Here is a 23,597-nt window from a genome sequence, read left to right as displayed (position 1 = left end):
GGCCCGGTCCCGGTCATGTGGATAACCGGGCCCGGACCTGTGGTCTGTTGGTGGCGCAGCGGTCAGCGCCGCAGATCCGCCACCGGGGGTCAGCTCAGTTCGCTGGCCGAGCGCTGGATCTGGTCAAGCCAGGCCTGGCGCGCCTCGAGGGCCTCCTGGGCTGCCTTGATTTTGCGCTGGTCGCCGGTCTTCTCGGCCTTGGCCAGGTCATCCTGCAGGCCCGCGATGGCGGATTCCAGCTGGGACAGGGCGCTGTTGGTGCGGGCCTTACGCTCCGGGTTGGAGCGCTGCCACTGCTCTTCCTCGGCGTGGCGCACTGCGTCCTCAACCTTGCGGAGACCGGCTTCGATGCGTCCCATATCGGCACGGGGCACCTTGCCGGCTTCTTCCCAGCGGTCCCGGACGGACTGCAGGGCCTTCTTCGCGGCGCCGAGGTCCTTGATCGGGAGGATGGCAGTGGCTTCGCTGAGCAGGGCTTCCTTGGCGGTGAGGTTGACCGAGTACTCCTGGTCGATCTCATCGTTGGCAGCCTGGCGTGAGGTGAAGAAGACGTCCTGGGCGGCACGGAACCGGGCCCACAGCGCGTCGTCGTCCTTACGGCTGGCGCGCGGGGAAGCTTTCCACTGGTCCATCAGGCGGCGGTACTCGCCGGCTGCGTAACCCCAGTCGGTTGAGCCTGACAGTTCCTCGGCTTCGGCGATCAGCTTTTCCTTGGCGGACTTTGCCGCGGAGTTGTTGCTGTCCAGCTGCGAGAAGTAGGCCCGACGGTGCCTGTCGAACACCGTGCGGGCGGCACGGAACCGCTTCCACAGCTGGTCCTCATTGCTGCGGCCCAGGCGGACGCCGCTTTTCTGCGCGGTCTTCCAGCTTTCGAAGAGGTCGTTCATCCGGGCGGAGGAGGTCTTCCACTGCGTCTGCGCGGGGTCCTGGCCGGAAATCTGTTCGGCCTCGGCCACGATGGCCTCCCGGGCGGCGAGCTCGGCGGTGCGGACGGCGTCGTGCTCCGCCTTTTCTGTCTTCTCCAGCTCGGTGATCTGGCCTGCGAGGCTGTCCAGGCGGGCCTCTGCTGAGCGGAGGTCGCCCACCATGTTGCGCTCGGCAAGCTGCTCGCGCAAGTGTGTCACGGTCTTCTGCATATCGGTGCTGGGGGCCTTGGAAGCCACCCGCTGCTCCAGCAGGACAACCTGGGCAAGGACATCGTCGAATTTGCGCGCGAAGTAGGCCAGGGCCTCGTCGTTGCTGACATCCGGGTACTGGCCCACGGGGTGTTCGCCGCCGTCGATGGTCAGGAATACGTGGCCGTCACCCTCAACGCGGCCCCACTTTGCGGCCTCGGCCAGTGAGGTTGCGGAAGGAGCCTGGACCGACGCGGCAGCCGGTGCGGCAGCAGCGGGCTTGGGCCGGGACGCAAAAGCGGCGGGCGACGGGGCAGCAGGCCGCGCGGCCGGTGCCGCGGGCGCTTCCGCTGGAGGGGCCTCCTCAGCGGGAGCCTCCTCAGCAGGAGCCTCCTCTGCGGGAGCGGCAGCCGCCGGGGTCTCCTCAGCAGGAGCCTCCTGAGCCGGAGCCTCCTCGGCAGGGGCGTCCGCAACGGGAGCCTCCTCAGCCGGAGCCGCAGTTGTGGTGGTTGCGTCAGCGCCTGGGGCCTCGGCCACGGGGGCCTCCTCGGTCAGGTCTGTTGCTGTTTCGTCGGATTTCTGACTGTCTGTCACCGCTAAAAGTCTTTCGCTTGGAGGAAAATACTCACGTACTGCGCCCGGGCCGGAGGCCAGGGCACCTACTTCAGAGAGAACGAGTCTATCGTGACTGGTTCCCGTGGCGAGCCGTCCGTGTCGCTGGCGACCGGCGTGATGCCTGCGGCCGCAAGATTGGCCACCGTTTCAAGGCCGGACGTCACCTTGCCCACCACCGTGTAGCCACCCGCAGTGTCCGCGGGAATTGCCGTGTCCTTGTACACAATGAAGAACTGCCGGCCGTTGCCGTAAGCGTTGTTCGCGCTCCTGGCCACGGCAATGCTGCCCGCCGGATAGACGTTGTCCGTGGGCGTGTTTTCCAGCGGACCCCACGTGAACGCGGCATCGGCGTTCCCGGTGCCGTCCGTTGAACCGCACTGCAGGAGCCCGAACGATTCGCCGGTGGTCAGGCGGTGGCAGCCTTTTCCGTTGTAGTAGCCCTCGGTGCTCAGCGCTGACAGGACGGCTGCGGCCTGCGGTGCCTTGGTGCCGTCAATCTCAACGCCCAGCGGGCTGCCGTTAAGCACCAGGTCACCCGTGAAGGTCTTCCCGGCGGCGGTGTCCGGAGCAGGGATATCGGGTCCGTTGGCGGTCTGGGCGGGGCTGGGGGTGGGTTCCGCGGACGCCGACGGGTTCGTCAGGCCGGCCTGCGCGGCCGCGTATTCGTCCTCGGTAGGGTTCCCGGAAAACGCGGTGAGCTGGAGGACGACGGCGAGGACCACGGCGGTGGCGCCGGCACCGGCGGCCACAAGGTTGTCGCGCTTGCGGCGGCCCTCCTGCACACGCCGGAGCTCACGTTTGGCTTCCATCTGCTGGATGCGCCGTTTGGTTTCGCGGGCGTTGCGGGAACTGGCCGCCAAGGGTCCTCCTCGTGAGTCGGGCTGCCGCACCGGAGCCTTCCGGCCCGTGATGCAGGGATGTGGCGGCCGGGCCGCACCGCCCGCCGCATTAGAGATGCACAAGGATGGCGCATAAACTGACTGCCGCACACAGTTTATGCATGACTGGCTGGACAGCCGCCCATAGCCGCCCGTTTCGGGCCGCATGGCGTGCCCGGCAGCCGTACACGATGAGGAGATCTTCCACCATGGCACGCAACGCCTCCCTGTCCGGATTCCCCGAGTGGCTTCCCGAGGAGCGGCTGGTGGAGCTGCATGTCCTGGACACGCTGCGCCGCGTTTTCGAACTGCACGGCTTCTCCTCGATCGAGACCCGGGCCGTGGAAACGGTGGGCCAGCTGCTGCGCAAGGGCGAAATCGACAAGGAAGTCTACGGACTGAGCCGGCTCCAGGACGACGAAGGCGACGCAAAAGGCAAAGCCGACCCACAGGCGCTGGCGCTGCACTTCGACCTCACCGTGCCTTTTGCCCGCTACGTGGTTGAGAACGCCGGCCACCTGGCTTTCCCGTTCCGGCGCTACCAGATCCAGAAGGTGTGGCGCGGCGAACGGCCCCAGGAAGGCCGTGCCCGCGAGTTCACCCAGGCGGACATCGACGTGGTGGGCGACGGCGGGCTGCCGTTCCGCTACGACGTGGAGATTGCCCTGGTCATCGCCGAAGCCCTCAGCGCCCTGCCCATCCCGGACTTCCGGCTCCGGATCAACAACCGCAAGCTGGCGGAGGGCTTCTACCGGGGGATCGGCCTTGACGATACCGCTGGAGTCCTGCGGAGCATCGACAAGCTGGAGAAAATCGGCGCCGACAAAGTGGCCGGCCTCCTCCAGTCCGAACTGGGCGCCACGGAGGAGCAGGCGCGGAAGGCGCTGCAGCTGGCCGGGATCCGCACCGAGGACACGTCCTTCGTGACGCAGGTCAAGGCGCTGGGGGTCAGCAATGAGCTGTTGGATGAAGGCCTGAGCGAGCTGGAACAGGTCATCGAGGCGGCCGTCCAGCGCGCCCCCGGCAAGGTGGTGGCGGACCTGAGCATCGCCCGCGGCCTGGACTACTACACGGGCACCGTGGTGGAAACCGTCCTGGTGGGCCATGAACAGCTGGGCTCCATCTGCTCCGGCGGCCGGTACGACGCCCTGGCGTCCAAGGGCAACCGCAAGTTCCCCGGTGTAGGACTGTCCATCGGGGTCACGCGCCTCGTGTCCCGGATCCTCAGCCAGGACCTGGCCAAGGCCTCCCGTTCTGTCCCCACGGCCGTCCTGGTGGCACTCTCCCACGATGACAGCTGGGGCGCGGCGCAGGACGTTGCTGCCCAGCTGCGCAGCCGGGGGATCGCCACCGAAGTGGCGGCCAAAGCGGACAAGTTCGGCAAGCAGATCAAGTTCGCGGACCGCCGCGGCATCCCGTTCGTCTGGTTCACGGACGACGACGGCGCGCACCAGGTCAAGGACATCCGCACCGGCGAGCAGGTGCCGGCGGAGCCCGGAACGTGGGCGCCGCCCGCTGCCGACCTTTCCGTCCAGGTGAGCACCACGGCTTGATCCGCCGGCTTAAAGACACTCCACGGACTCAGCGGCGGCGCCGCAGGACCAGCCACCGGCCCGCCGCGCCCGCCGCCAGGACTGCCACCATGGCCAGCACCGGTGCCGGCGGGAGGGTCAGTGCCAGCCCGACGCAGGCCACTACGCCCACGGCATTAAGCCACCACGGGGCGTACCGGGGATGCGCGGGAAGGGTGAACGCAGCGGCGTTGGCGACGGCGTAGTACACCAGCACCCCGAAACTGGAGAAGCCCACCACCGTCATCACGTCGCTGGTGAGCAGGAGCAGGATCACGACGGCGGCCACGCTGAGTTCGGCGGCCACCGGTACCGTCCGTTTGCCGCTTACCTTCGCCAGGAAGCGCGGCAGGTCGCCCGCACGGGCCATCGCCAGGCCCGTGCGGCCCACACCCGTAATGAGCGCCAGCAGCGCGCCCAGGCACGCGGCAGCAGCGCCTGCCTGCACGATCGGTGCGCCTCCGGCCAGGCCGGAGGCAAGCACGGCGTCCAGCAGGGGAGTGCTGGACGCTGCGAGCCGCCCGGCCGAAAGATGGTTCAGCAGCAGTACTGCCAGCAGCAGGTAGATGGCAAAGGCCCCGGCCAGGGCGGCCAGGATGGCGCGGGGGATGGTCCGGGCCGGATTTTTGACCTCCTCGCCCAAAGTGGCAATCCGGGCGTAACCGGCAAACGCAAAAAACATCAACCCCGCCGCTGGCAGCACACCCGCAGCCCCGCCGGCGATGTCCGGCGAAGCGGCAGCTGCCGGATGCGGACCGGCCACGGCGGCAACGGCCACAAATGCGAGGACCGCAAGAACCACACCGAGGAGGATGCGCGTCAGCAGCGCCGTGCGGGTGATGCCAAGGAGGTTCACGCCGGTGAGTGCCACCACCGCTGCCACGGCAACGGGGATGGCGTAGCCGCCGCCAACGTAGCTGCCGAACGTCAGGGCCATCGCCGCGCACGACGCCGTTTTTCCCGTCACAAAGCCCCAGCCGGCCAGGAACCCGGCCCACTCGCCCAGCTGCTTCCGACCGTAAACGTAGGTGCCGCCGCTGGTGGGATACCGGGCGGCCAAGGCAGCCGAAGCCACCGCATTGCAGTACGCCACGGCGCCGGCAATGGCCACCGCGGCGGGCAGCAGCGTTCCAGCCAGGGCGGCGGCCGGGCCAAACACCACAAACACGCCGGCGCCTAGCATCGAGCCGAGTCCGATCGCGGTGGCATCGGCGGTGGTGAGCCGCCGCTCAAGCTGCCGGTGTGCGTCCATGGGGTACGGGTGTCCTTCCAGCGGGTAAACTCGATCGGGATTGCTCCCGCAGCGATCCTATTGACTTCCCACTGTTTTCCCGCAGAAAGGCGTGCTGTGCTGCGCACACATGACCTCGGATCCCTTCGTTCCGAGCACATTGGACAAACCGTAACCCTGGCCGGCTGGGTGGGCCGCCGTCGTGACCACGGTGGTGTGGCCTTCGTGGATCTCCGCGATGCATCCGGCGTGGCCCAGGTTGTGGTCCGCGAAGAAGAAGTGTTCCACGGGCTGCGCAACGAGTACGTCCTGCAGGTCACCGGCACCGTCTCCAAGCGTCCCGACGGCAACGAAAACCCGGCGCTGGCCACCGGCACCGTCGAAGTCATCGCCGAGGAGGTCACCATCCTCAACACCTCTGACCCGTTGCCGTTCCAGATCGATGAGCACGTGGAAGTGGGCGAGGAAGCGCGGCTGAAGCACCGCTACCTGGACCTGCGCCGCCCCGGCCCCGCCCGCAACCTGCGGCTCCGCTCCGAAGCCAACCGGGTGGCGCGCGACCTGCTCCACCAGGACGGCTTCGTTGAGATCGAGACGCCCACGCTGACGCGTTCGACGCCGGAAGGCGCCCGCGACTTTGTGGTTCCGGCACGCCTGGCGCCGGGTTCCTGGTACGCCCTGCCGCAGTCGCCGCAGCTTTTCAAACAGCTGCTGCAGGTGGGCGGCTTCGAGAAGTACTACCAGATCGCCCGCTGCTACCGCGATGAGGACTTCCGAGCGGACCGCCAGCCGGAATTCACCCAGCTGGACATCGAAGCCAGCTTCGTGGAGCAGGACGACATCATCGCCCTGGGCGAAGGCATCGTCAGCGCGCTGTGGAAGCTGATCGACGTGGAGATCCCCACGCCCATCCAGCGCATCACGTACCACGACGCCATGGCGCGGTTCGGATCGGACAAGCCGGACCTGCGTTTTGGTGTGGAGCTTACGGAACTTACCGATTTCTTCAAGGACACCAACTTCGGCGTCTTTAAGGCACCCTACGTGGGGGCCGTGGTGATGCCGGGCGGCGCCTCGCAGCCACGCCGTACCCTGGACGGCTGGCAGGAATTCGCCAAGCAGCGCGGCCACAAGGGCCTGGCGTACGTCCTTTTCAAGGAGGACGGCGAACTGGCCGGCCCCGTTGCCAAGAACCTCACGGACACCGAGCGCGAAGGCCTGGCCGGCGCCGTGGGCGCACAGCCCGGCGACTGCATCTTCTTCGCCGCTGGTGAGAAGTCAGCGGCCCGCGCCCTCCTGGGCGCTGCCCGCGTGGAGATCGGCCACCGCACCGGCCTGATCAACCCGGCCGACTGGGCCTTCTGCTGGGTGGTGGACGCGCCGATGTTTGAACCTGCCGCCGCCGCCGTCGCCTCCGGTGACGTGGCAGTGGGCGCCGGCAAGTGGACCGCCGTGCACCACGCGTTCACCTCGCCGAAGCCCGAGTTCCTGGCCACCTTCGACACCGACCCCGAGCCGGCACTGGCCTACGCCTACGACATCGTCTGCAACGGCAACGAAATCGGCGGCGGCTCCATCCGTATCCACCAGAGCGACGTCCAGGAACGTGTCTTCGAGGTCATGGGACTCTCGAAAGAGGACGCCCAGGAGAAGTTCGGCTTCCTGCTGGAGGGCTTTAAGTACGGCGCCCCGCCGCACGGCGGCATCGCCTTCGGCTGGGACCGCGTTGTGGCACTGCTCTCCGGTGTGGAGTCCATCCGCGACGTCATCGCCTTCCCCAAGACGGGCAACGGCTACGACCCGCTGACCGCCGCGCCGGCGCCCATCACGGCCCAGCAGCGCAAGGAAGCCGGCGTGGACTTCAAGCCCGAAGCCAAACCGGCCGGTGCCGCCAAGGCCACCGCAGCCAACTAGGCCCGCAACCCGGCGCACGGCGCTGCAGGAGGCTCCCCGCGCCAGCCGGGAGCCTCCTGCCGTTAACGAAGGAATGCCAGTGACCACACCAGCCGCCGGAACCACGCCGGACCCCCTCGCCGGGCTGGAGGGCGCCATGGACGCCGCCTGGCCCGCGCCGGACCGGGAAAACGTTGGCAGCTGGGTCCTGCGGGCCGCCGACGGCGTCACGCAGCGGGCCAACTCCATCTGGCCCCGGCCGGAACCGGCCGGCAGCGACCCGGCCGTGCTCCTCCGGCAGGCCCGGGCCTGGTACCGCAGCCGGCGGCTGCCCGTCATCTTCCAGCTGATGGCAGGCCCGGCCGGCACGGCGCTCCATCAGTTCCTGGATACCGAGGGTTTCACCCGGCAGTCCGAAACCCTTGTTATGGCCCGGGGGCCCTGGCAAGCGGCCGCAGGCCCAGACCCCGACGTCGAAACCGCCGCTGAACCGTCCGCGGAGTGGCTCCGGCTGTGGTGGCAGGTGGACGGCCGCGGCGGTGACGCCGCCATGGCGACAGCCCGCACCATCCTGACGGGCTGCCCCGCCCTGTACGCCCTGGTGCGCGATCCCGGCGGCCAGCCTGCCGCCGTCGGCCGCCTTGCCCTGCCTGCGCAGCACCCCGGTTGGGGCGGGATCTACAGCATGGCCACCCACCCGGACGCCCGCCGCCGCGGGTACGCCAGCCAGGTCCTGGAGGCCCTGCTGGATGCCGGCGCTGCCCGCGGGCTGGACAACTACTGGTTGCTGGTGACGGCGGCCAACACCGGTGCGCAACAGCTCTACGCGGCAGCCGGGTTTGTCGAAACGGGGCGCTACGAGTACCGGCAGGAACGGCCGCAGCGGGCCCGGACCGGCTGCTGACCGGCTTCACGGAGACGGCCTACGCGGGTTCTGTCACCTGGATCCGGACGGAGCAGGCATCGGCCGCGGCTTTTTTCAGGACGGCGGCACGCGGTTCCGGCACATCCAGGTACGCCAACCTCGGCAAGGTGGCGTAGGGCCGGAGCGAGGGGTGGGCCAGGACCAGCTCCGCAAGGCTCCGGTCGCCGCCGGGAACCAGGTATTCAAAGCCGGCCGCGGCAAAGATGGGTTCCGCCTGGGCCGCCACGGCGTCCACCAGGGCATCCGCCTGGTTGGCGCGCCGCCGGGCGAAACGTTGCTGGGACTGGCCGCCGGCGGCCGTCCGTGACTGGACGTACCGGGTGCCTGCCTTGGACGCCAGCAGCCGGCCCTCGGTGGCGACACCGGCCGCGTACCCGCCGCGGCGCACCAGCAGCAGCCCCAACCGCCGCGGCTGGGCCGCCAGCGACGCGAGCCGTTCCAGCCCGTCGGAACCGCGGCCGGGCCTGCCGTCCGCGGGCCATGGCGCCTGCAGCAGCGCTCCGGTGCCGTCCCCGGCGCGAAGCCGCAGCCCGTCGTCGTCATCATGGAGCCGGTAGCCGCCATGTGACGCGCCAAACCGTTCGGCCCAGCCCTGGAGCCGGTGGCTGGGGACAAAAGCGGTCCGGACGGACGGCTGGCCGGTGGCGGGGGACGGCATGGGGGAATCCTTTGGCGGCAGGGCGGCGAAAACGCACGGTGAACTGGAAGTAGCCTATCCATGTGGAAGATCTCTTTGGGCAAGGACCGGACAACGACGACGACGATGCCCCCGCCGCTGCACCGGGAACCGGCGCGAAGGCCTCGCCGCGCAGCCCACTCGCCGTACGGATGCGGCCAAAAAACCTGGACGAAGTGGTGGGCCAGCAGCACCTGCTGGGCTCCGGCTCACCCCTGCGCCAGCTTGCCGCGGGCGCCAACGCGGCCGGCCCCGCCGGGCCCAGTTCACTGATTCTCTGGGGCCCGCCCGGAACCGGAAAAACCACGCTGGCGCACGTGATCGCCCGCGGCCCGGGCCGGAAATTCGTTGAACTGTCCGCCATCACTGCCGGCGTCAAAGACGTGCGGCGGGTCATGGACGAGGCCCTCACCGCGCGGGACCTCTACAAAACCACCACCGTGCTGTTCCTGGACGAGATCCACCGGTTCAACAAGGCCCAACAGGACGCCCTCCTGCCGGGAGTGGAAAACCGGTGGGTGGTGCTGGTGGCCGCCACCACCGAAAACCCGTCCTTCTCCGTGGTGTCACCGCTGTTGTCCCGCTCCCTGCTGCTCACGCTGAAGCCGCTGACCGACGCGGACGTGGAGGGCCTCCTGGGCCGGGCCGTGGCAGACCACCGCGGCCTCGACGGCAAGGTGGAGCTGTCCCCGGACGCCCTGGCGCACCTGGTGCGGCTCTCCGGCGGGGATGCCCGCCGCGCGCTGACCGCCCTGGAAGCCGCCGCCGGTGTTGCCTTCGGCGACTCGGATGACGCCGGCGCCGGCATTATCGCCGTGGAACTGAAGCACACCGAGCGGGCGCTGGACGTGGCAGCCGTCCGCTACGACCGGGCGGGGGACCAGCACTACGACGTGGCCAGCGCCTTCATCAAATCCATCCGCGGCTCCGACGTCGACGCAGCCCTGCACTACCTGGCCCGCATGCTCGAGGCGGGGGAGGACCCCCGCTTTGTGGCCCGCCGGATTGTGATCTCCGCCGCGGAGGACGTTGGCATGGCGGATCCCACCGCGCTGCAGACCGCTGTGGCCGCAGCCCAGGCCGTCCAGCTGATCGGCATGCCGGAGGGTCGGATCATCCTGGCCGAAGCGGTGGTGCACCTGGCCACGGCCCCCAAGTCCAACGCCGCGTACATGGGCATCAACAAGGCCATCGCCGATGTCCGCGCCGGCCTGGGCATTGGCATCCCGGCGCACCTGCGCGACGCGCACTACCCCGGCTCGAAACAGCTGGGCCACGGCCAGGGGTACAAGTACGCGCACGACGCCCCGCATGGCGTGGCCACCCAGCAGTATCCGCCCGATGACATCGTGGGCAAGGACTACTACCAGCCCACCGCCAACGGCGCCGAACGGGACATCGCCGTCCGGCTGGAGCGGCTGCGGAAGATTGTCAGGGGCGGGTAGGCCACATGCTAGGATTGATGTTTGTCTGGCAAGGTTCGGGCGCCCAATCACCGAAAAATTCTTTCGATCCGGTTGTGCCCTGCGCCCAGTAGCAAAAGGCAGCGGTTGGCCGATGCTCTCCATTATGGAGGCCAGTAACACTGACACACCGCAGATATTGGAAGGACACAAGTGGCTAACAACACTCGTGCTCGCCGTACCGCACGCCTGTCGCGTGCACTCGGCATCGCTCTGACCCCCAAGGCCGCCAAGTACATGGAGCGCCGTCCGTACGGCCCCGGTGAGCATGGCCGTGCCCGCAAGAAGCAGGACTCGGACTACGCCGTACGCCTCCGCGAAAAGCAGCGTCTGCGCGCCCAGTACGGCATCCGCGAAGCACAGATGACCCGTGCCTTCGAAGAAGCCCGCCGCACCAAGGGCCTGACCGGTGAGAACCTCATCGAGCTGCTCGAAATGCGTCTTGACGCCCTGGTCCTGCGTGCCGGCTTCGCCCGCACCATCGCCCAGGCCCGCCAGCTGGTTGTGCACCGCCACATCCTGGTTGACGGTATCCGCGTTGACCGCCCGTCGTTCCGCGTCGGCGAGGGCCAGCTGGTCCACGTCCACAGCCGCAGCGAGACCATGGTCCCGCTCCAGGTTGCAGCAGCCGGCGCACACCGCGACGTTCTGCCCAACGTTCCGGCTTACCTTGACGTCAAGCTCGAGGCACTCCAGGCCCGCCTGGTCCGTCGCCCCAAGCGCTCCGAGGTCCCCGTGACCTGCGAAGAGCAGCTCGTCGTCGAATTCTACGCACGCTAAATTCCAGCAGCGTATCCAAAGAAGCCCGTGGCAAGCGCCACGGGCTTCTTTGTATGTAAGGTACTTGGGGGACATCTGCAGGACGCGCCAGGCGCGGGCCCGCGGACGTCGAACCGAACCACAGAATTACAAGGAGTTGAATCGTTTATGTCTGGTGGCGATATTGCCGGCCTGATCGCTGCCGGGGTGTTTGCGCTCCTGGTGCTGCTGCTCGCGGTGCCCATCCTCAAGCTGGGGCGGGTGTTTGATGAGGTCCGTACCTCCATCCGGTCCCTGAGCGACGGGGCCACGCCCCTCATGGATGAGGTCACCGCCACGGTGTCCACCACCAACCAGCAGCTGAAGAAGGTGGACGGCATCTCGTCCAACGTCTCGGACGCCACCGCCAACCTTTCGGCCTTGTCCTCCCTGGTGGCAGCAACCGTCGGTTCGCCGCTGATCAAGGTGGCCGCCTTCAGTTACGGCGTGCGCACCGCGCTGGCCAACCGCCGGAAACCGGCCGCCGGCCGCCGCAGCCGCTGAGTTCCGGAAAGGACATCACATGAAACGACTTGTCTGGATGGGAATCGGCGTGGCCATCGGCGTCATCGCGTTCCGCAAAGTAACCGAAGCCCAGGCCACGCTGGGCCCGGAGGGCCTCAACCGGGCCGTTGGACGGCTGGCGGACGGGGTCTACGACTTCGCCGACACCGTCCGCGCCGGTATGCGCGAACGGGAAACCGACCTCCGCACCGCGCTCGGCATCGAATCGGCGGAGGTGGCGCGCCGCTGAGCCGCGGCGCCCATGCTTTCCACCCGCAATGAACCGGCAGCGACCACCCAAAACGTCCCTGCCGCACAACGAATTTCCTCCGCGCCAACAGCCGCGCGGACCAAGAAGGGTATAAAACAGCTCATGAAGTCGCAGGAGATCACGAAGCGCTGGGTGGACTTTTTTGTCAGCAAGGGCCACACCGCGGTGCCGTCCGCCTCGCTGGTTTCCAGCGATCCCTCGCTGCTGTTCACGGTGGCCGGCATGGTGCCGTTCATCCCGTATCTGACGGCCCGCGAAGAGGCCCCCTACGCCCGCGCCACCAGCGTGCAGAAATGCATCCGCACCGGCGACATCGAGGAAGTGGGCAAGACCGCCCGGCACGGCACCTTCTTCCAGATGTGCGGCAACTTCTCCTTCGGCGACTACTTCAAGGAAGACGCCATCAGGTACGCCTGGGAGCTGCTCACCACCAGCGTGGCCGACGGCGGCTACGGCCTGCCGCCCGAGCGCCTTTGGGTGACGGTTTATGAGGAAGACGATGAAGCCAAGGAACTGTGGCTGAAGAACACCGGAGTTCCGGCGGAGCGCATCCAGAAGATGGGCAAAGCCGACAACTACTGGAACACCGGCCAGCCGGGCCCGGCCGGCCCCTGCTCCGAAATCTACTACGACCGTGGGCCTGCCTACGGCATCGAGGGCGGCCCGCTCGCTGACGAGACCCGGTACATCGAAATCTGGAACCTCGTGTTTATGCAGTACCAGATCGACAACGTCCGCTCCAAGGACGACTTCGACATCGTCGGTGAGCTGCCCAAGAAGAACATCGACACCGGCCTGGGCATGGAGCGGCTGGCCATGATCCTCCAGGGTGTCGAAAACATGTACGAGACCGACCAGGTCCGTCCCGTGATCGACAAGGCCGCCGAGCTCTCCGGCAGGGAATACACCTCCGCCGAAACCCCGGATGACCCCCACCACACGGACGATGTCCGGATGCGCGTTGTTGGCGACCACATCCGGTCCGCCCTGATGCTGATTTCGGACGGCGTCACCCCCTCCAACGAAGGCCGCGGCTACGTCCTGCGCCGGCTCATCCGCCGCGCCGTCAGGTCCATGCGCCTCCTCGGCGTTGAAGAGGCCTGCCTGCCCAGCCTGCTGCCGGCCTCCCGGGACGCCATGAAGGGTGTCTACCCCGTGGTGGACACCGACTTCGCCCGGATCAGCCGGATCGCCTACGCCGAAGAAAAGGCCTTCCTGCGCACCATCGCCTCCGGAACGGCCCGGCTGGAGGATGCCGTCAAGGAATCCAAGGCCGCCAACACGCAGCTCTCCGGCGCGGACGCCTTCGCCCTGCACGACACCTATGGCTTCCCCATCGACCTCACCCTGGAAATGGCCGAAGAGGCCGGACTCAAGGTGGACGAGCCCGCCTTCCGGGCCCTGATGCTGGAACAGCGCCAGCGCGCCCAGGCCGACGCCAAGGGCAAAAAGGGCGGCCACGCCGACCTCAGCGCCTTCCAGGAGATCCTCACCCAGGGCGAGACGGTCTTCACCGGCTACACCGAGCTCGACGGCGAATCCCGGGTCCGCGGCCTGCTCGCCGCAGGGCGCCCGGTTCAGCAGGCTTCCACGGGCGATGAGATCGAACTGGTCCTGGCCGAGACGCCGTTCTACGCCGAGGCCGGCGGCCAGTCAGCCGACACGGGCCTCATCACCGGCGACGGGTTCGTTGTTGAGGTCCTGGACGTCCAGCGCCCACTGAAGGGCCTCAGCGTCCACAAGGCAATCGTCCGCGAGGGCGAAATCGGTGCGGACTCGCTGGTCCGTGCAGCCGTGGACCGCGAACGCCGGCACGCCGCCGAGCAGGCACACACCGGCACGCACATCGTGCATGCCGCGCTGCACCAGATCCTCGGCCCGGAAGCCACCCAGCGAGGCTCCTTCAACAAGGCCGGCTACCTTCGCTTCGACTTCGCCTGGGGCGAAGGCCTGAGCACCGCCACAAGGTCCGAGATCGAAGAGGTCTCCAACCTGGCGATCCGCAACAACTACGCGGTCCGGACCAACGTCATGGGCCTCGCCGAAGCCAAGGCGCTCGGCGCCATGGCACTGTTCGGCGAGAACTACGGCAGCGAAGTACGGGTTGTGGAGATCGATGGCGCCTGGTCCCGTGAGCTTTGCGGCGGCACCCACGTTGCCAACACCTCGCTGATCGGCAGCCTGTCGCTCCTGGGCGAGCAGTCCGTTGGTTCAGGAAACCGCCGCGTCGAGGCGTTTGTGGGCATGGAGGCCTTCCGGCACCTCGCCGCGGAACGCGCCCTGGTGACGGAGCTGACCGACCTGCTGAAGGTCCCGTCGGGCCAACTGGCCGACCGGATCGCCACAACACTGGCGAAGCTCAAGGCGACCGAGAAGGAACTGGACCGCCTCCGCAAGGAGCAACTGGCAGCCGCGGCAGGCCAGCTCGTCAGCAGTGCCCGCGACGCCGGTGGCGTCAGCGTTGTGGCCCACGACGCCGGCACTGTCAGCGGCGCGGACGACCTCCGGGGCCTGGCCCTGGACCTGCGGACCCGGCTCGGATCCGCGGCAGCCGCCGTGGCCGTCGCCGGTGTTGCCAACGGGCGGCCGGTCATCCTGGTTGCCACCAACGAAGCTGCCCGGGAAGCCGGCGTTAAGGCCGGTGCCCTGGTCCGGCTCGCCGCCGGGATCCTTGGCGGCGGCGGTGGCGGCAAGGACGACGTCGCCCAGGGCGGCGGCACGGACGCAGCCAAGGTTGGCGAGGCCCTGGCCGCGGTGACCGACTCGATCGCGCGGCGATAACCGCTTCATGGACAATCCTGCAACATCCGGCGGCTACCCCCAGGGCGTGAAACTGGGGGTGGACGTTGGTACCGTGCGGGTGGGGATTGCCATCTGCGACCGTGACTCCATCCTGGCTACGCCGTACAAAACGCTGGACCGCAACGCGAAAAAGAACTCCGACATCAGGGTCATCGCCAACCTGGTGGCCGAACTGGGCGCCGTGCAGGTCATTGTGGGGCTGCCGCGCACCATGAAGGGCGAGGAACACGCGTCCGCACGGATGGCCACCGACTATGCCCTGCTGCTCGCCACAGAGCTGTCGAACCGGTCGCTGGACGTGCCGGTGACGCTCGTGGATGAGCGGCTCAGCAGCGTCTCGGCGCACCGGAGCCTGCGCGAAGCTGGCATGAGCAGCCGGGATCACCGTAAAGTAGTGGATCAGGTCGCTGCTGCGGGCATACTCCAGCACGCCATAGACATGCAAAAAGCCAGGGGAACGGATGTCGGCTCACGTGTGAGCGCTCCTTCCCTTTCCGTGGACTTGGGGGTCAGCGGGGCTGGGGAGCCATTCCCTGCTCCGCCGGGAAACGCGGCCCGATCTTCAGATAATGGAAGGCAACAGTGAGTCCTGCCAACAGTGACGATGCTTCCGGTGCCCACGATGCCGGCGCGGCCCGGCCGCTGACCCGCAAGGAAATCCGGGAACGCGAGAAGCACCTCAACGACGGCCCCGGCCCGGAGCTGCAAGAGGGCGCCGGCCCCGCCGTTCCGCCGCAACCCTCAGCGCCGCCCGCAACGGCAGGCATTCCCGCCGTTCCCGACGCGCTGCCTTCCATCCAGGATGCGCACCATGACGACGCCGCCCACTCGGACCAGTACGGCCAGCCCGACCCGGCCTACGCGGACCCGGCCGACCGGGAACCCGCGTACGCCGTGCATCACCAACAGCAGGCAGATGCGCACCCGGACGGCACATACGACGACGGCGCGCACCACGGTGCCGGCAGCCAACACAGCGGGGACCACCACGATGCCCACCACCTTGCTGATGCCCAGCACGCTGACGAGCACCACGAATTGCTGCCTGGCTCGGCGGCGGTCCAGGTAGTGGCGAAGCCCTCCCGGAAGGTCCGGCGGCGGCGCCGCTTCCTCGCCCTGTTGATCACCCTCGCCGTTTTTGTTGCGGCCGTGGCCGTTGGTGCCCAATTCCTCAAACCCCTCCTGGGCAGCGACCAGGCCGCCGACTTCCCGGGCCCGGGAAGCGGTGAGGTACAGGTGACAGTGGACAACGGCGAAGGCACCCGCTCGGTGGCTGCGGATCTTGAAAGCAAGCGCGTGGTGGCCAACGCCGACACCTTCCTGCAGGCGTTCGCAGCCTCCGGGGGAGTCCTCGCCCCTGGGGACTACACCTTCAAGGCTGAAATGAAGAACACCGACGCCGTGGACGTGCTGCTCGGAAAGAGCCAGGCGAAGGTCATCTACATCGCCCTGAGCGCCGGGCTGCGCGTCGGCGAATCGCTGCAGGCAATCGCCGACGGCTCCGGCGTCACCGTCCAGCAACTCCAGGCTTTCAACAATGCGCCGGCCCAGTTCGGGCTGCCGGCCACGGCGAAAAACCTCGAAGGATACCTGGCACCGGGCGAGTACCGGTTCCCCCTGGGCACCCCGGCCAAGGAGATCCTGCAGAAACTTGTCAGCACCACCGTTGACGAGCTTAAATCCCAGGGCATCACCGACCCCGCCAAGCAATACGAAGCCGTGACGGTGGCCAGCATCGTCCAGGCTGAAGGCGGCCAGGCCGAGTACGGCGATGTGGCCGGTGCCATCTACAACAGGCTCAAGCCCAACGACCAGACCGGCGGCTTCCTCCAGGTCGACTCCGCCGTCACGTACGGGCTGGGCACCAAGAGCTTCAACTTCACCGATGAAGAGCGCAAGGACAAGTCCAACCTGTACAACACCTATGCCAACCCCGGCCTTCCGCCGGGCCCCATCGGCTCGCCGGGCAAAACAGCCATCGACGCGGCGGCCAAGCCGAAGGCGAACGACTACCTGTACTGGGTCACCGTCAACCTCGATACCAAGGAGACCAAGTTCTCCCGGACGCTGGCTGAGCACAACGTGTTTGTGGAGCAGTACAACACCTGGTGCATGGCCAACGCGGGACGTTGCACATGAGCCTAAGGGCTGCCGTCCTGGGCCACCCGATCAGCCATTCGAAATCACCGGCGCTGCACCTTGCCGCGTACGCCAAGCTCGGCGTGGAGATCGGCTACACGGCCATCGATGTCACCGAGGAACTCCTGCCGGGGCTCATGCGCCAGGTCCGCGGGCAGGCCGGCTGGTGCGGGCTCTCCGTGACCATGCCGCTGAAAACCGCCATGCTGCGGCAGGTGGACCAGGTCCGGGGCGTTGCGCAGACCCTCGGCGTGGTGAACACCGTCTCCTTCGAGGCCCATGCTGGCGGATTCCGGACCGTCGGGTCCAACACCGACGTGGCCGGAATCGTCAACGCGCTGCGGTATGCCGGCGCCGGCGCCACGCCGTCTGGCGTGGTGCTGGGCGGCGGCGGTACGGCCGCCGCCGCCGTGGCTGCACTGCGGGATCTTGGCGCAGCAACCGTGACGGTCATCGTCCGCGACCCCGCCCGGACCGCTGAGGTGCGCGCCGCCGCGGACAGCCTGGGCGTGGCCTTGGATATCCGGGACATGGCCGGCGCCGCTTCCGTCCTGGCGGCTGCCGACGTCGTAATTTCCACCCTGCCGCCCCGCGCCGCGGACGGGCTGGCTGCGCAGGTGGCTGCCCTGAAAACCGCCACCCCGGGCGTCTTGCTGGATGTGGCCTACGACCCATGGCCCAGTCTCCTGGCATCCGTTTGGGAGACCGGCGGCGGTGCCGTGGTGCCCGGGCTGGAGATGCTCCTGTACCAGGCGGTGGAGCAGGTCCGCCTGTTCACCGGCCGGGGTGCGGACGTTAATGGAGCTGTCATAGATGTGATGTGTGACGCAGTCGGCCTTGCCCGACGGGCGTTCTAACCGCCCTACGTGGCAGGATGGAAATTATGCGTTGGTTGACTGCCGGTGAATCCCATGGCCCGGCTCTGATGGGAATTATTGAAGGCGTCCCCGCCGGTGTGGAAATCACCAGCGGGCACATCGCGGACTCTTTGGCACGCCGCCGCCTGGGCTACGGGCGCGGCGCGCGAATGAAGTTTGAGCAGGATGTTGTCACCATTCTTGGTGGCGTCCGGCACGGCCTCACCCAGGGCGGCCCGGTGGCCATCCAGGTGGCCAACACCGAGTGGCCCAAATGGGAACAGATTATGGCCTCCGACCCCGTTGCGCCCGAAATCCTCGCCGACCAGGCCCGGAACGCGCCCCTGACCCGGCCGCGGCCCGGACACGCCGACTTCACCGGCATGCAGAAGTACGGCTTCGACGAGGCCCGCCCCGTGCTGGAACGGGCCAGCGCCCGCGAAACCGCCACCCGCGTTGCCATGGGTGCCGTTGCCGGTTCGTTCCTCAAGCACCTGGGCATCGAACTGGTCAGCCATACCGTCTCCATTGCCAGCGTCACCGTGCCCGAAGGCCGGCCGCTGCCCGTTCCCCGGGACGTCATCGCCCTGGACGCGGACCCGCTGCGGTGCTTTGACCGGGAAACTTCCGACGCCATGGTGGCCGAAGTGGACGCGGCGCACAAGGAAGGCGAAACACTCGGCGGCGTTGTCGAGGTCCTCGCCTACGGGCTCCCGCCGGGACTTGGCAGCTACGTGCACTGGGACCGGCGGCTGGATTCCCGGCTCGCCGCGGCGCTGATGGGCATCCAGGCCATCAAGGGCGTCGAAGTGGGTGACGGTTTCCTGACCGCCGCCCGCCGCGGTTCCGCCGCGCACGACGAGATTGTCCGCGACTCCGACGGCCGGATCAGCCGCACCAGCAACCGCGCAGGCGGCATCGAAGGCGGCATGAGCATCGGCGACGTACTGCGGGTCCGCGCCGCGATGAAGCCCATCGCCACAGTGCCCCGGGCGCTGAAAACCATCGACGTCAGCACCGGCGAGGCCGCCAAGGCCCACCACCAGCGATCGGACGTCTGTGCCGTCCCCGCTGCCGGGGTTGTGGCTGAGGCCATGGTGGCCCTGGTCCTGGCAGAGGCAGTCATCGAGAAGTTCGGTGGCGACTCCGTGGCGGAAACCGCACGGAACATCAAGGGTTACCTGGACAATATTCCGGCAGCCCTGGACTCGATCGGCCACTAGTGCAGCACCGCAGCCACTCCGGTCCTGCGGACCAGCGGCCGATCGTCCTGATCGGCCCCATGGCCGTGGGCAAGTCCGCCATCGGCCACCAGCTTGCCCAGCAGCTCGGTGCCCCGTTTGTGGACACGGACGCCGTCATTGTGGCCGGCCACGGCAGCATCGCGGACATTTTCGCCTGCCGCGGCGAACACGCCTTCCGTGAAATCGAGGCGCGCACCGTGGCCGGTGTGGTGGATGCAGCCGCCGGGACGGGCACCGTCATCTCCCTGGGTGGGGGAGCGGTCCTTGACTCCGGCACCCAGCAGGTCATCGGCAACTGCACGGTGGTGTACCTCGAATGCGACGCGTCCACCGTCGCCGGGCGGATCGCCAGGAATTCCAGCCGGCCGTTGCTGGCAGGCGACGCCATGGGCCGCTGGACCACCATGTTTGCCACCCGCCAGCCCGTCTATGAACGGCTGGCTGACATCACCCTGGACGTGCGGCACGGCTCGGTTTCCGAGCTTGGCGGACGGCTGGAAGCAGCACTGCGGAGCTACGCAGCTGCCCGACAGGAAGTTGAGAAGTGAGCACCGAATCAACAGTCATCAAAGTCACCGGCGACGCCGCTGCCACTAACTACGACGTGGTGGTGGGACGCGGCCTGCTCGGTGAACTGCCGGCGTTGCTCGGTGAACGGGTCCGGCGGGTACTGGTGATCCATCCGCGCGCGCTCCGCCTCACCGGCGATACCGTCCGCGATGAGCTGGCGGCCGCCGGATTCACTTCCCTGACCGCCGAAATCCCCGACGCGGAAGAAGGCAAGCACATCCAGGTGGCCGCGTTCTGCTGGCAGGTCCTGGGCCAGAACGACTTCACCCGCTCCGACGCGATTGTGGCAGTGGGCGGCGGAGCCGTGACGGACCTGGCCGGTTTCGTGGCCGCCACCTGGCTGCGCGGGGTCAAGGTCATCCACATGCCCACCAGCCTGCTGGGCATGGTGGATGCGTCCGTGGGCGGCAAAACGGGCATTAATACGGCCGAAGGAAAAAACCTGGTGGGCTCCTTCCACCCGCCCGCCGGTGTCCTGGTCGACCTGGACACGCTGGCCACACTGCCTAAAAACGAAATCATCTCGGGCCTGGCCGAGGTCATCAAGTGCGGGTTCATCGCCGACCCCGCCATCCTGGACCTGCTGGAAAAGGACACCGCCGCAGTGGTGGACCCGCAGTCTGCGGTGCTCCGCGAACTGATCGAACGGGCCATCTCCGTCAAGGCCAAGGTGGTCTCCGAGGACCTCAAGGAAGCCGGCCTGCGGGAATACCTGAACTACGGCCACACCTTGGGCCACGCGATCGAACTGGTGGAACGCTACTCCTGGCGGCACGGCGCCGCGGTCTCCGTCGGCATGATGTTCGCCGCTGAACTTGCCCGCAGCGTGGGCCGGCTCAGCGACGTCGACGCCGACAGGCACCGGAGCATCCTGGAAGGGCTGGGGCTGCCCGTCACCTACCGGCGGGACCGCTGGCAGGGCCTGCTGGACGGCATGCGCCGGGACAAGAAGTCCCGCGGTGACCTGCTGCGGTTCGTCGTGCTCGACGGCGTCGCCAAACCAGGGATCCTGGACGTTCCGGACACGTCCCTGTTGTTCGCCGCCTACCAGGAAATAGCTTCCTGATGCAGGGCGACCTGGCAGGAACGGCCGACTGGCCCGAAGCCGGCTTCCCCGGCGTCAGGATCAACCCCGAAACCCTGCTGCCGCAGGTGATCAACCCTGAGACGTGCCGTGCGGCCCTGGAAGCGTCGGTGGATCCCGCGGACGCCATTTTTGTCCTGCTGGTGGAAGGACACTCGTCCGAGGCCGCCGAGCTTTTGGCTGACGCCCGCTTCCGCGACCCTGAGTCCTTCAAGCTCCGGGCGTTCGAAGCCGAGGTGCTGCGGGTCTCCAACCGCCTGGATGTGGCTGTGGACCTGTTCCGGCAGCTCCTGGCGGAGGTGCAGGGCACCCCCCGGGAAGCCATGGCGCTGCAGTTCCTGGGCAAAACCCAATACACCGCCGGGCAGACCTCAGCCGCCGTCGAGTCCTTCGCCCGGGCCCTTGACCTCCGCGTCGCCGCGTCCGCTGATGCCGCCCTGATCTACTCCTCCACCGTGGCGCTCCGACGGGCCCGCGACGTCCTGGATCTGGCCTGCTGAGGGCCGGTCGCGGGACCGGACGGCAGGACCGGTCCAATTACCGGTAGAATGATTCTTGGATTTTTGACAAACACGCGCCGGCAAGCCGTTTGGCGTGCCCGCCCGGCATACAGCGTCTGCACGCAACCCGATACGGAAACCTGAGGAAACAGTGGCAACCACTAACGACATCAAGAACGGTACGGTCCTGAAGCTTGAGGGCCAGCTCTGGAACATCATTGAATTCCAGCACGTCAAGCCCGGCAAGGGTGGCGCCTTCGTCCGCACCAAGATGCGCAACGTGATGTCCGGCAAGGTTGTCGACAAGACGTTCAACGCCGGGCTCAAGATCGAGACCGCCACCGTTGACCGCCGCGACTACCAGTACCTGTACCAGGACGGTGCGGACTACGTGTTTATGGACACCTCGGACTACGACCAGATCACCGTGTCCGCCGCCACCGTAGGCGACGCCACCAACTTCATGCTTGAAAACCAGATGGTCAACATCGCGATCCACGAAGGCAACCCGCTCTACATCGAGCTGCCGCCCAGCGTTGTACTCGAAATCACCTACACCGAACCGGGCCTGCAGGGCGACCGTTCGTCCGCCGGTACCAAGCCGGCCACCCTGGAAACCGGCTACGAGATCCAGGTCCCGCTTTTCGTGGAGAACAACACCAAGGTCAAGGTGGACACCCGTGACGGCAGCTACCTCGGCCGGGTTTCCGAGTAGTGAGCGCACGCGGTAAAGCCCGGACCAAGGCGCTGGACGTACTTTTTGAGGCTGAGCAGCGCTCAGTGTCTGCCTTTGATGTCCTCCGCGCCCGTCGGGAAAAGACTGACCAGATCATCAACCCTTACACCCTGGAAATCGTTGAGGGTGTGGTCTCCCAGCAGCCCACCATCGACGAGTTCCTCGAAACGTACTCCCAGGGTTGGACACTGGAGCGGATGCCCTCGGTTGACCGCATCATCCTGCGGATCGGCACCTGGGAACTGCTCTACAACGACGACGTCCCCGACGGTGTTGCGGTCAGCGAAGCAGTAGCGCTGGCCAAGACGCTGTCCACTGACGAGTCGCCGCAGTTCATCAACGGCCTCCTGGGCCGGCTGCAGCAGTTGAAACCCTCACTGCTGGCCTAACCCGGGCCATCTACTGGTTACGGAAGGCCCCGCTCCTCTGAGCGGGGCCTTTTGTGCATCCGGCTCAGCCCGCCACGGAGGCCCGGAGCGCCAGGACCCGTTGCAGCTGCTGCCGCTCCTCCGCCTGGTGCAGCGGGACGTCCCTGCCGCTGAGGATGCGCTGGCGGATGTTGGCCAACCGGGTGGCGGCCCTGATGAAGTCCTTCATCTGCCGTTTCCGGCCGTAGCCTGCCGCCCATGCCAGGGCCGCCCGGCGGCCGGCCAGGGTGGCCAGCAACTGCACCTCCTGGGCAGTGAACCAGCCGGCAGCCGAATACTCCAGCAGCCGCTGCCGGGTCAGCCGCTTCTCGGCAACGCGCAGCAGGATGATGCCGGCCACGGCGAGCAGGAAGATGGGCACCTGGACCAGCGCGTAATCAAGCAGGAAGCCCTGGCCCATGCTGTTCCAGCGGTTGTGCAGGAGCATGGCCGGGAGCAGCCCCACAAAAAACGCGGCCACCGAGGCGCCGGCATGCCAGCGCCGGGCTGCGAAGCCCATGACCAGGCCGGTGGTGCCGGTGAATAAGGCATGCGCAAAGGGCGACATGATGCCCCGGAGGAAAAACACCTGGGCAAAGTCGCCCGCGGGGTCCGTGGATTCCGCGATGGCCCGGCCGAAATACAGGATGTTTTCCGTAAAAGCGAAGCCACCCGCGATGGTGAAGGCAAACACCACCCCGTCCACCGGTCCGTCAAAATGGCGGCGCGCCAGCAGCAGGATGACCAGCAGACCCAGCGATTTGGCGAACTCCTCCACAATGGGCGCCTGGACCGTGGCCAGGTAGGTCCGCAGGTCCGGCTCGTCGGAGAACTGGAACGTCACCACAAACAGCGGCTGGATCAGCAGGGTCACGGCGATGGACACTGCCGCGCCCCAGGTGAAGGCGAAAAACAACAGCCGCTTGGGCTCCGGCTCCCATTTGTCGATCGCCTGGACAGCCAGCAGCACAATGGACAACGGAACCAACGAGGCCACGAAGCCGATCACCAGCCCGCCGGGCCCGGTATTGGCGAACAGGAACGGCACCACAAGGAACAGGCTCAGGAACGCCAGGACACTGCCGCCAATGGTCAGCCCAAGCAACCCGCCACGCCTCCCCGGTGAGCGCTGCAGGGAGTCCTGCGCCGGGCCCGGCATCACGGGGGCCAGTGCCCTGCCCTGGTGGCCGGGCGCCGGGCGGTAGTCCTGCTGCCGGACCTGGCCCATCCAGCTGGGATTGGCCTGGGCGGGAAACGGCCGGCCGGGGCCGGCGGAAGGGTCACCGGATGGCTGGTGCGGGGGCGTCGACATAACGGC

22 protein-coding genes are annotated in these 23,597 nt (G+C 67.6%); 17 read left to right on the top strand and 5 right to left on the bottom strand.

The annotated features are described in order from the left end of the window. Positions 1-89 precede the first annotated feature (89 nt). Both QRN07_RS03675 and QRN07_RS03670 read right to left on the bottom strand, forming a co-directional pair. Positions 90-1,709: a DUF349 domain-containing protein gene (locus tag QRN07_RS03675; protein WP_050684643.1), complete on the bottom strand. Its 1,620-nt coding sequence runs from the start codon at positions 1,707-1,709 to the stop codon at positions 90-92. A gap of 65 nt (positions 1,710-1,774) precedes the next feature. Then, positions 1,775-2,590: a peptidylprolyl isomerase gene (locus tag QRN07_RS03670; protein ID WP_285240346.1), complete on the bottom strand. Its 816-nt coding sequence runs from the start codon at positions 2,588-2,590 to the stop codon at positions 1,775-1,777. 227 nt (positions 2,591-2,817) lie between these two features. On the opposite strand from QRN07_RS03670, the gene hisS reads away from it, so the two are divergent. Then, complete coding sequence (hisS, locus tag QRN07_RS03665; protein WP_285240345.1) at positions 2,818-4,161, top strand: histidine--tRNA ligase; 1,344 nt, start codon at positions 2,818-2,820, stop codon at positions 4,159-4,161. Between the two features lie 28 nt (positions 4,162-4,189). Here the strand turns inward: hisS and QRN07_RS03660 are convergent, their stop codons facing one another. Then, positions 4,190-5,431, bottom strand: coding sequence for an APC family permease (locus QRN07_RS03660; protein WP_285240344.1), 1,242 nt, complete (start codon positions 5,429-5,431; stop codon positions 4,190-4,192). A gap of 96 nt (positions 5,432-5,527) precedes the next feature. Between QRN07_RS03660 and aspS the strand changes: the two genes are divergently transcribed. Together aspS and QRN07_RS03650 are read left to right on the top strand one after the other, a co-directional pair. After that, positions 5,528-7,324, top strand: a complete 1,797-nt coding sequence (gene aspS / locus QRN07_RS03655; protein ID WP_285240343.1) for an aspartate--tRNA ligase — start codon at positions 5,528-5,530, stop codon at positions 7,322-7,324. A 73-nt stretch (positions 7,325-7,397) separates the two neighbouring features. Next, entirely contained in the window at positions 7,398-8,207 is an 810-nt protein-coding gene (locus QRN07_RS03650; RefSeq protein WP_285240342.1) for a GNAT family N-acetyltransferase, read from the top strand. 19 nt (positions 8,208-8,226) lie between these two features. Here QRN07_RS03650 and QRN07_RS03645 read toward each other — a convergent pair whose 3' ends face one another. Beyond that, entirely contained in the window at positions 8,227-8,886 is a 660-nt protein-coding gene (locus QRN07_RS03645; protein WP_285240341.1) for an acVLRF1 family peptidyl-tRNA hydrolase, read from the bottom strand. 62 nt (positions 8,887-8,948) lie between these two features. Between QRN07_RS03645 and QRN07_RS03640 the strand changes: the two genes are divergently transcribed. The 14 genes from QRN07_RS03640 (at position 8,949) to nusB (ending at position 22,261) form a co-directional block, all read left to right on the top strand. Continuing rightward, positions 8,949-10,349: a replication-associated recombination protein A gene (locus QRN07_RS03640; RefSeq protein ID WP_285240340.1), complete on the top strand. Its 1,401-nt coding sequence runs from the start codon at positions 8,949-8,951 to the stop codon at positions 10,347-10,349. A gap of 171 nt (positions 10,350-10,520) precedes the next feature. Continuing rightward, positions 10,521-11,147, top strand: a complete 627-nt coding sequence (gene rpsD, locus QRN07_RS03635) for a 30S ribosomal protein S4 (protein ID WP_050684650.1) — start codon at positions 10,521-10,523, stop codon at positions 11,145-11,147. 147 nt (positions 11,148-11,294) lie between these two features. Further along, positions 11,295-11,669, top strand: coding sequence for a DUF948 domain-containing protein (locus QRN07_RS03630; RefSeq protein WP_050684651.1), 375 nt, complete (start codon positions 11,295-11,297; stop codon positions 11,667-11,669). 19 nt (positions 11,670-11,688) lie between these two features. Continuing rightward, positions 11,689-11,919, top strand: coding sequence for a DUF6167 family protein (locus QRN07_RS03625; protein ID WP_235504685.1), 231 nt, complete (start codon positions 11,689-11,691; stop codon positions 11,917-11,919). A 123-nt stretch (positions 11,920-12,042) separates the two neighbouring features. Continuing rightward, positions 12,043-14,721 (top strand): alanine--tRNA ligase, encoded by a 2,679-nt coding sequence (gene alaS / locus QRN07_RS03620; protein WP_285240339.1) that lies wholly within the window; start codon positions 12,043-12,045, stop codon positions 14,719-14,721. A 7-nt stretch (positions 14,722-14,728) separates the two neighbouring features. Continuing rightward, complete coding sequence (gene ruvX, locus QRN07_RS03615; protein WP_050684653.1) at positions 14,729-15,328, top strand: Holliday junction resolvase RuvX; 600 nt, start codon at positions 14,729-14,731, stop codon at positions 15,326-15,328. Then, a complete protein-coding gene (mltG, locus tag QRN07_RS03610) occupies positions 15,325-16,881 on the top strand; it encodes an endolytic transglycosylase MltG (protein ID WP_050684654.1) in 1,557 nt (518 codons plus the stop codon). The genes ruvX and mltG overlap by 4 nt, the downstream gene beginning before the upstream one ends. Beyond that, on the top strand, positions 16,878-17,738 hold the full coding sequence (locus tag QRN07_RS03605) for a shikimate dehydrogenase (protein ID WP_285240338.1): 861 nt from the start codon (positions 16,878-16,880) through the stop codon (positions 17,736-17,738). The genes mltG and QRN07_RS03605 overlap by 4 nt, the downstream gene beginning before the upstream one ends. A gap of 23 nt (positions 17,739-17,761) precedes the next feature. After that, positions 17,762-18,961: a chorismate synthase gene (aroC, locus tag QRN07_RS03600; RefSeq protein ID WP_050684715.1), complete on the top strand. Its 1,200-nt coding sequence runs from the start codon at positions 17,762-17,764 to the stop codon at positions 18,959-18,961. Continuing rightward, a complete protein-coding gene (locus tag QRN07_RS03595; RefSeq protein ID WP_050684656.1) occupies positions 18,961-19,530 on the top strand; it encodes a shikimate kinase in 570 nt (189 codons plus the stop codon). The genes aroC and QRN07_RS03595 overlap by 1 nt, the downstream gene beginning before the upstream one ends. After that, the gene (aroB, locus tag QRN07_RS03590; protein ID WP_285240337.1) at positions 19,527-20,618 is read left to right on the top strand and encodes a 3-dehydroquinate synthase; all 1,092 of its coding nucleotides are present in this window, start codon (positions 19,527-19,529) and stop codon (positions 20,616-20,618) included. Before QRN07_RS03595 ends, aroB begins: the two co-directional genes overlap by 4 nt. Further along, positions 20,618-21,136 (top strand): tetratricopeptide repeat protein, encoded by a 519-nt coding sequence (locus QRN07_RS03585; protein ID WP_050684658.1) that lies wholly within the window; start codon positions 20,618-20,620, stop codon positions 21,134-21,136. Before aroB ends, QRN07_RS03585 begins: the two co-directional genes overlap by 1 nt. 151 nt (positions 21,137-21,287) lie before the next feature. Continuing rightward, positions 21,288-21,851 carry an elongation factor P gene (gene efp, locus QRN07_RS03580; protein ID WP_050684659.1) on the top strand — a complete coding sequence of 188 codons (564 nt, stop codon included), beginning with the start codon at positions 21,288-21,290 and terminating at the stop codon, positions 21,849-21,851. Beyond that, a complete protein-coding gene (gene nusB / locus QRN07_RS03575) occupies positions 21,851-22,261 on the top strand; it encodes a transcription antitermination factor NusB (protein ID WP_050684660.1) in 411 nt (136 codons plus the stop codon). Before efp ends, nusB begins: the two co-directional genes overlap by 1 nt. A 64-nt stretch (positions 22,262-22,325) precedes the next feature. Here the strand turns inward: nusB and QRN07_RS03570 are convergent, their stop codons facing one another. Continuing rightward, positions 22,326-23,591, bottom strand: a complete 1,266-nt coding sequence (locus tag QRN07_RS03570) for a PrsW family intramembrane metalloprotease (RefSeq protein WP_285240336.1) — start codon at positions 23,589-23,591, stop codon at positions 22,326-22,328. Positions 23,592-23,597 lie beyond the last annotated feature (6 nt).

The sequence above is a fragment of the Pseudarthrobacter sp. MEB009 genome (assembly GCF_030208875.1).
Taxonomy (GTDB): Bacteria; Actinomycetota; Actinomycetes; order Actinomycetales; family Micrococcaceae; genus Arthrobacter.
This window is presented reverse-complemented; position numbering and strand designations above follow the sequence as displayed.

What these genes read in the sequence shown, in the direction of transcription:
- hisS (WP_285240345.1), top strand. Translation starts at nt 2,818, where the DNA reads ATGGCACGCAACGCCTCCCTGTCCGGATTCCCCGAGTGGCTTCCCGAG.
- QRN07_RS03660 (WP_285240344.1), bottom strand. Translation starts at nt 5,431, where the DNA reads ATGGACGCACACCGGCAGCTTGAGCGGCGGCTCACCACCGCCGATGCC.
- QRN07_RS03650 (WP_285240342.1), top strand. Translation starts at nt 7,398, where the DNA reads ATGCCAGTGACCACACCAGCCGCCGGAACCACGCCGGACCCCCTCGCC.
- QRN07_RS03645 (WP_285240341.1), bottom strand. Translation starts at nt 8,886, where the DNA reads ATGCCGTCCCCCGCCACCGGCCAGCCGTCCGTCCGGACCGCTTTTGTC.
- QRN07_RS03630 (WP_050684651.1), top strand. Translation starts at nt 11,295, where the DNA reads ATGTCTGGTGGCGATATTGCCGGCCTGATCGCTGCCGGGGTGTTTGCG.
- QRN07_RS03625 (WP_235504685.1), top strand. Translation starts at nt 11,689, where the DNA reads ATGAAACGACTTGTCTGGATGGGAATCGGCGTGGCCATCGGCGTCATC.
- alaS (WP_285240339.1), top strand. Translation starts at nt 12,043, where the DNA reads ATGAAGTCGCAGGAGATCACGAAGCGCTGGGTGGACTTTTTTGTCAGC.
- ruvX (WP_050684653.1), top strand. Translation starts at nt 14,729, where the DNA reads ATGGACAATCCTGCAACATCCGGCGGCTACCCCCAGGGCGTGAAACTG.
- QRN07_RS03605 (WP_285240338.1), top strand. Translation starts at nt 16,878, where the DNA reads ATGAGCCTAAGGGCTGCCGTCCTGGGCCACCCGATCAGCCATTCGAAA.
- QRN07_RS03585 (WP_050684658.1), top strand. Translation starts at nt 20,618, where the DNA reads ATGCAGGGCGACCTGGCAGGAACGGCCGACTGGCCCGAAGCCGGCTTC.
- QRN07_RS03570 (WP_285240336.1), bottom strand. Translation starts at nt 23,591, where the DNA reads ATGTCGACGCCCCCGCACCAGCCATCCGGTGACCCTTCCGCCGGCCCC.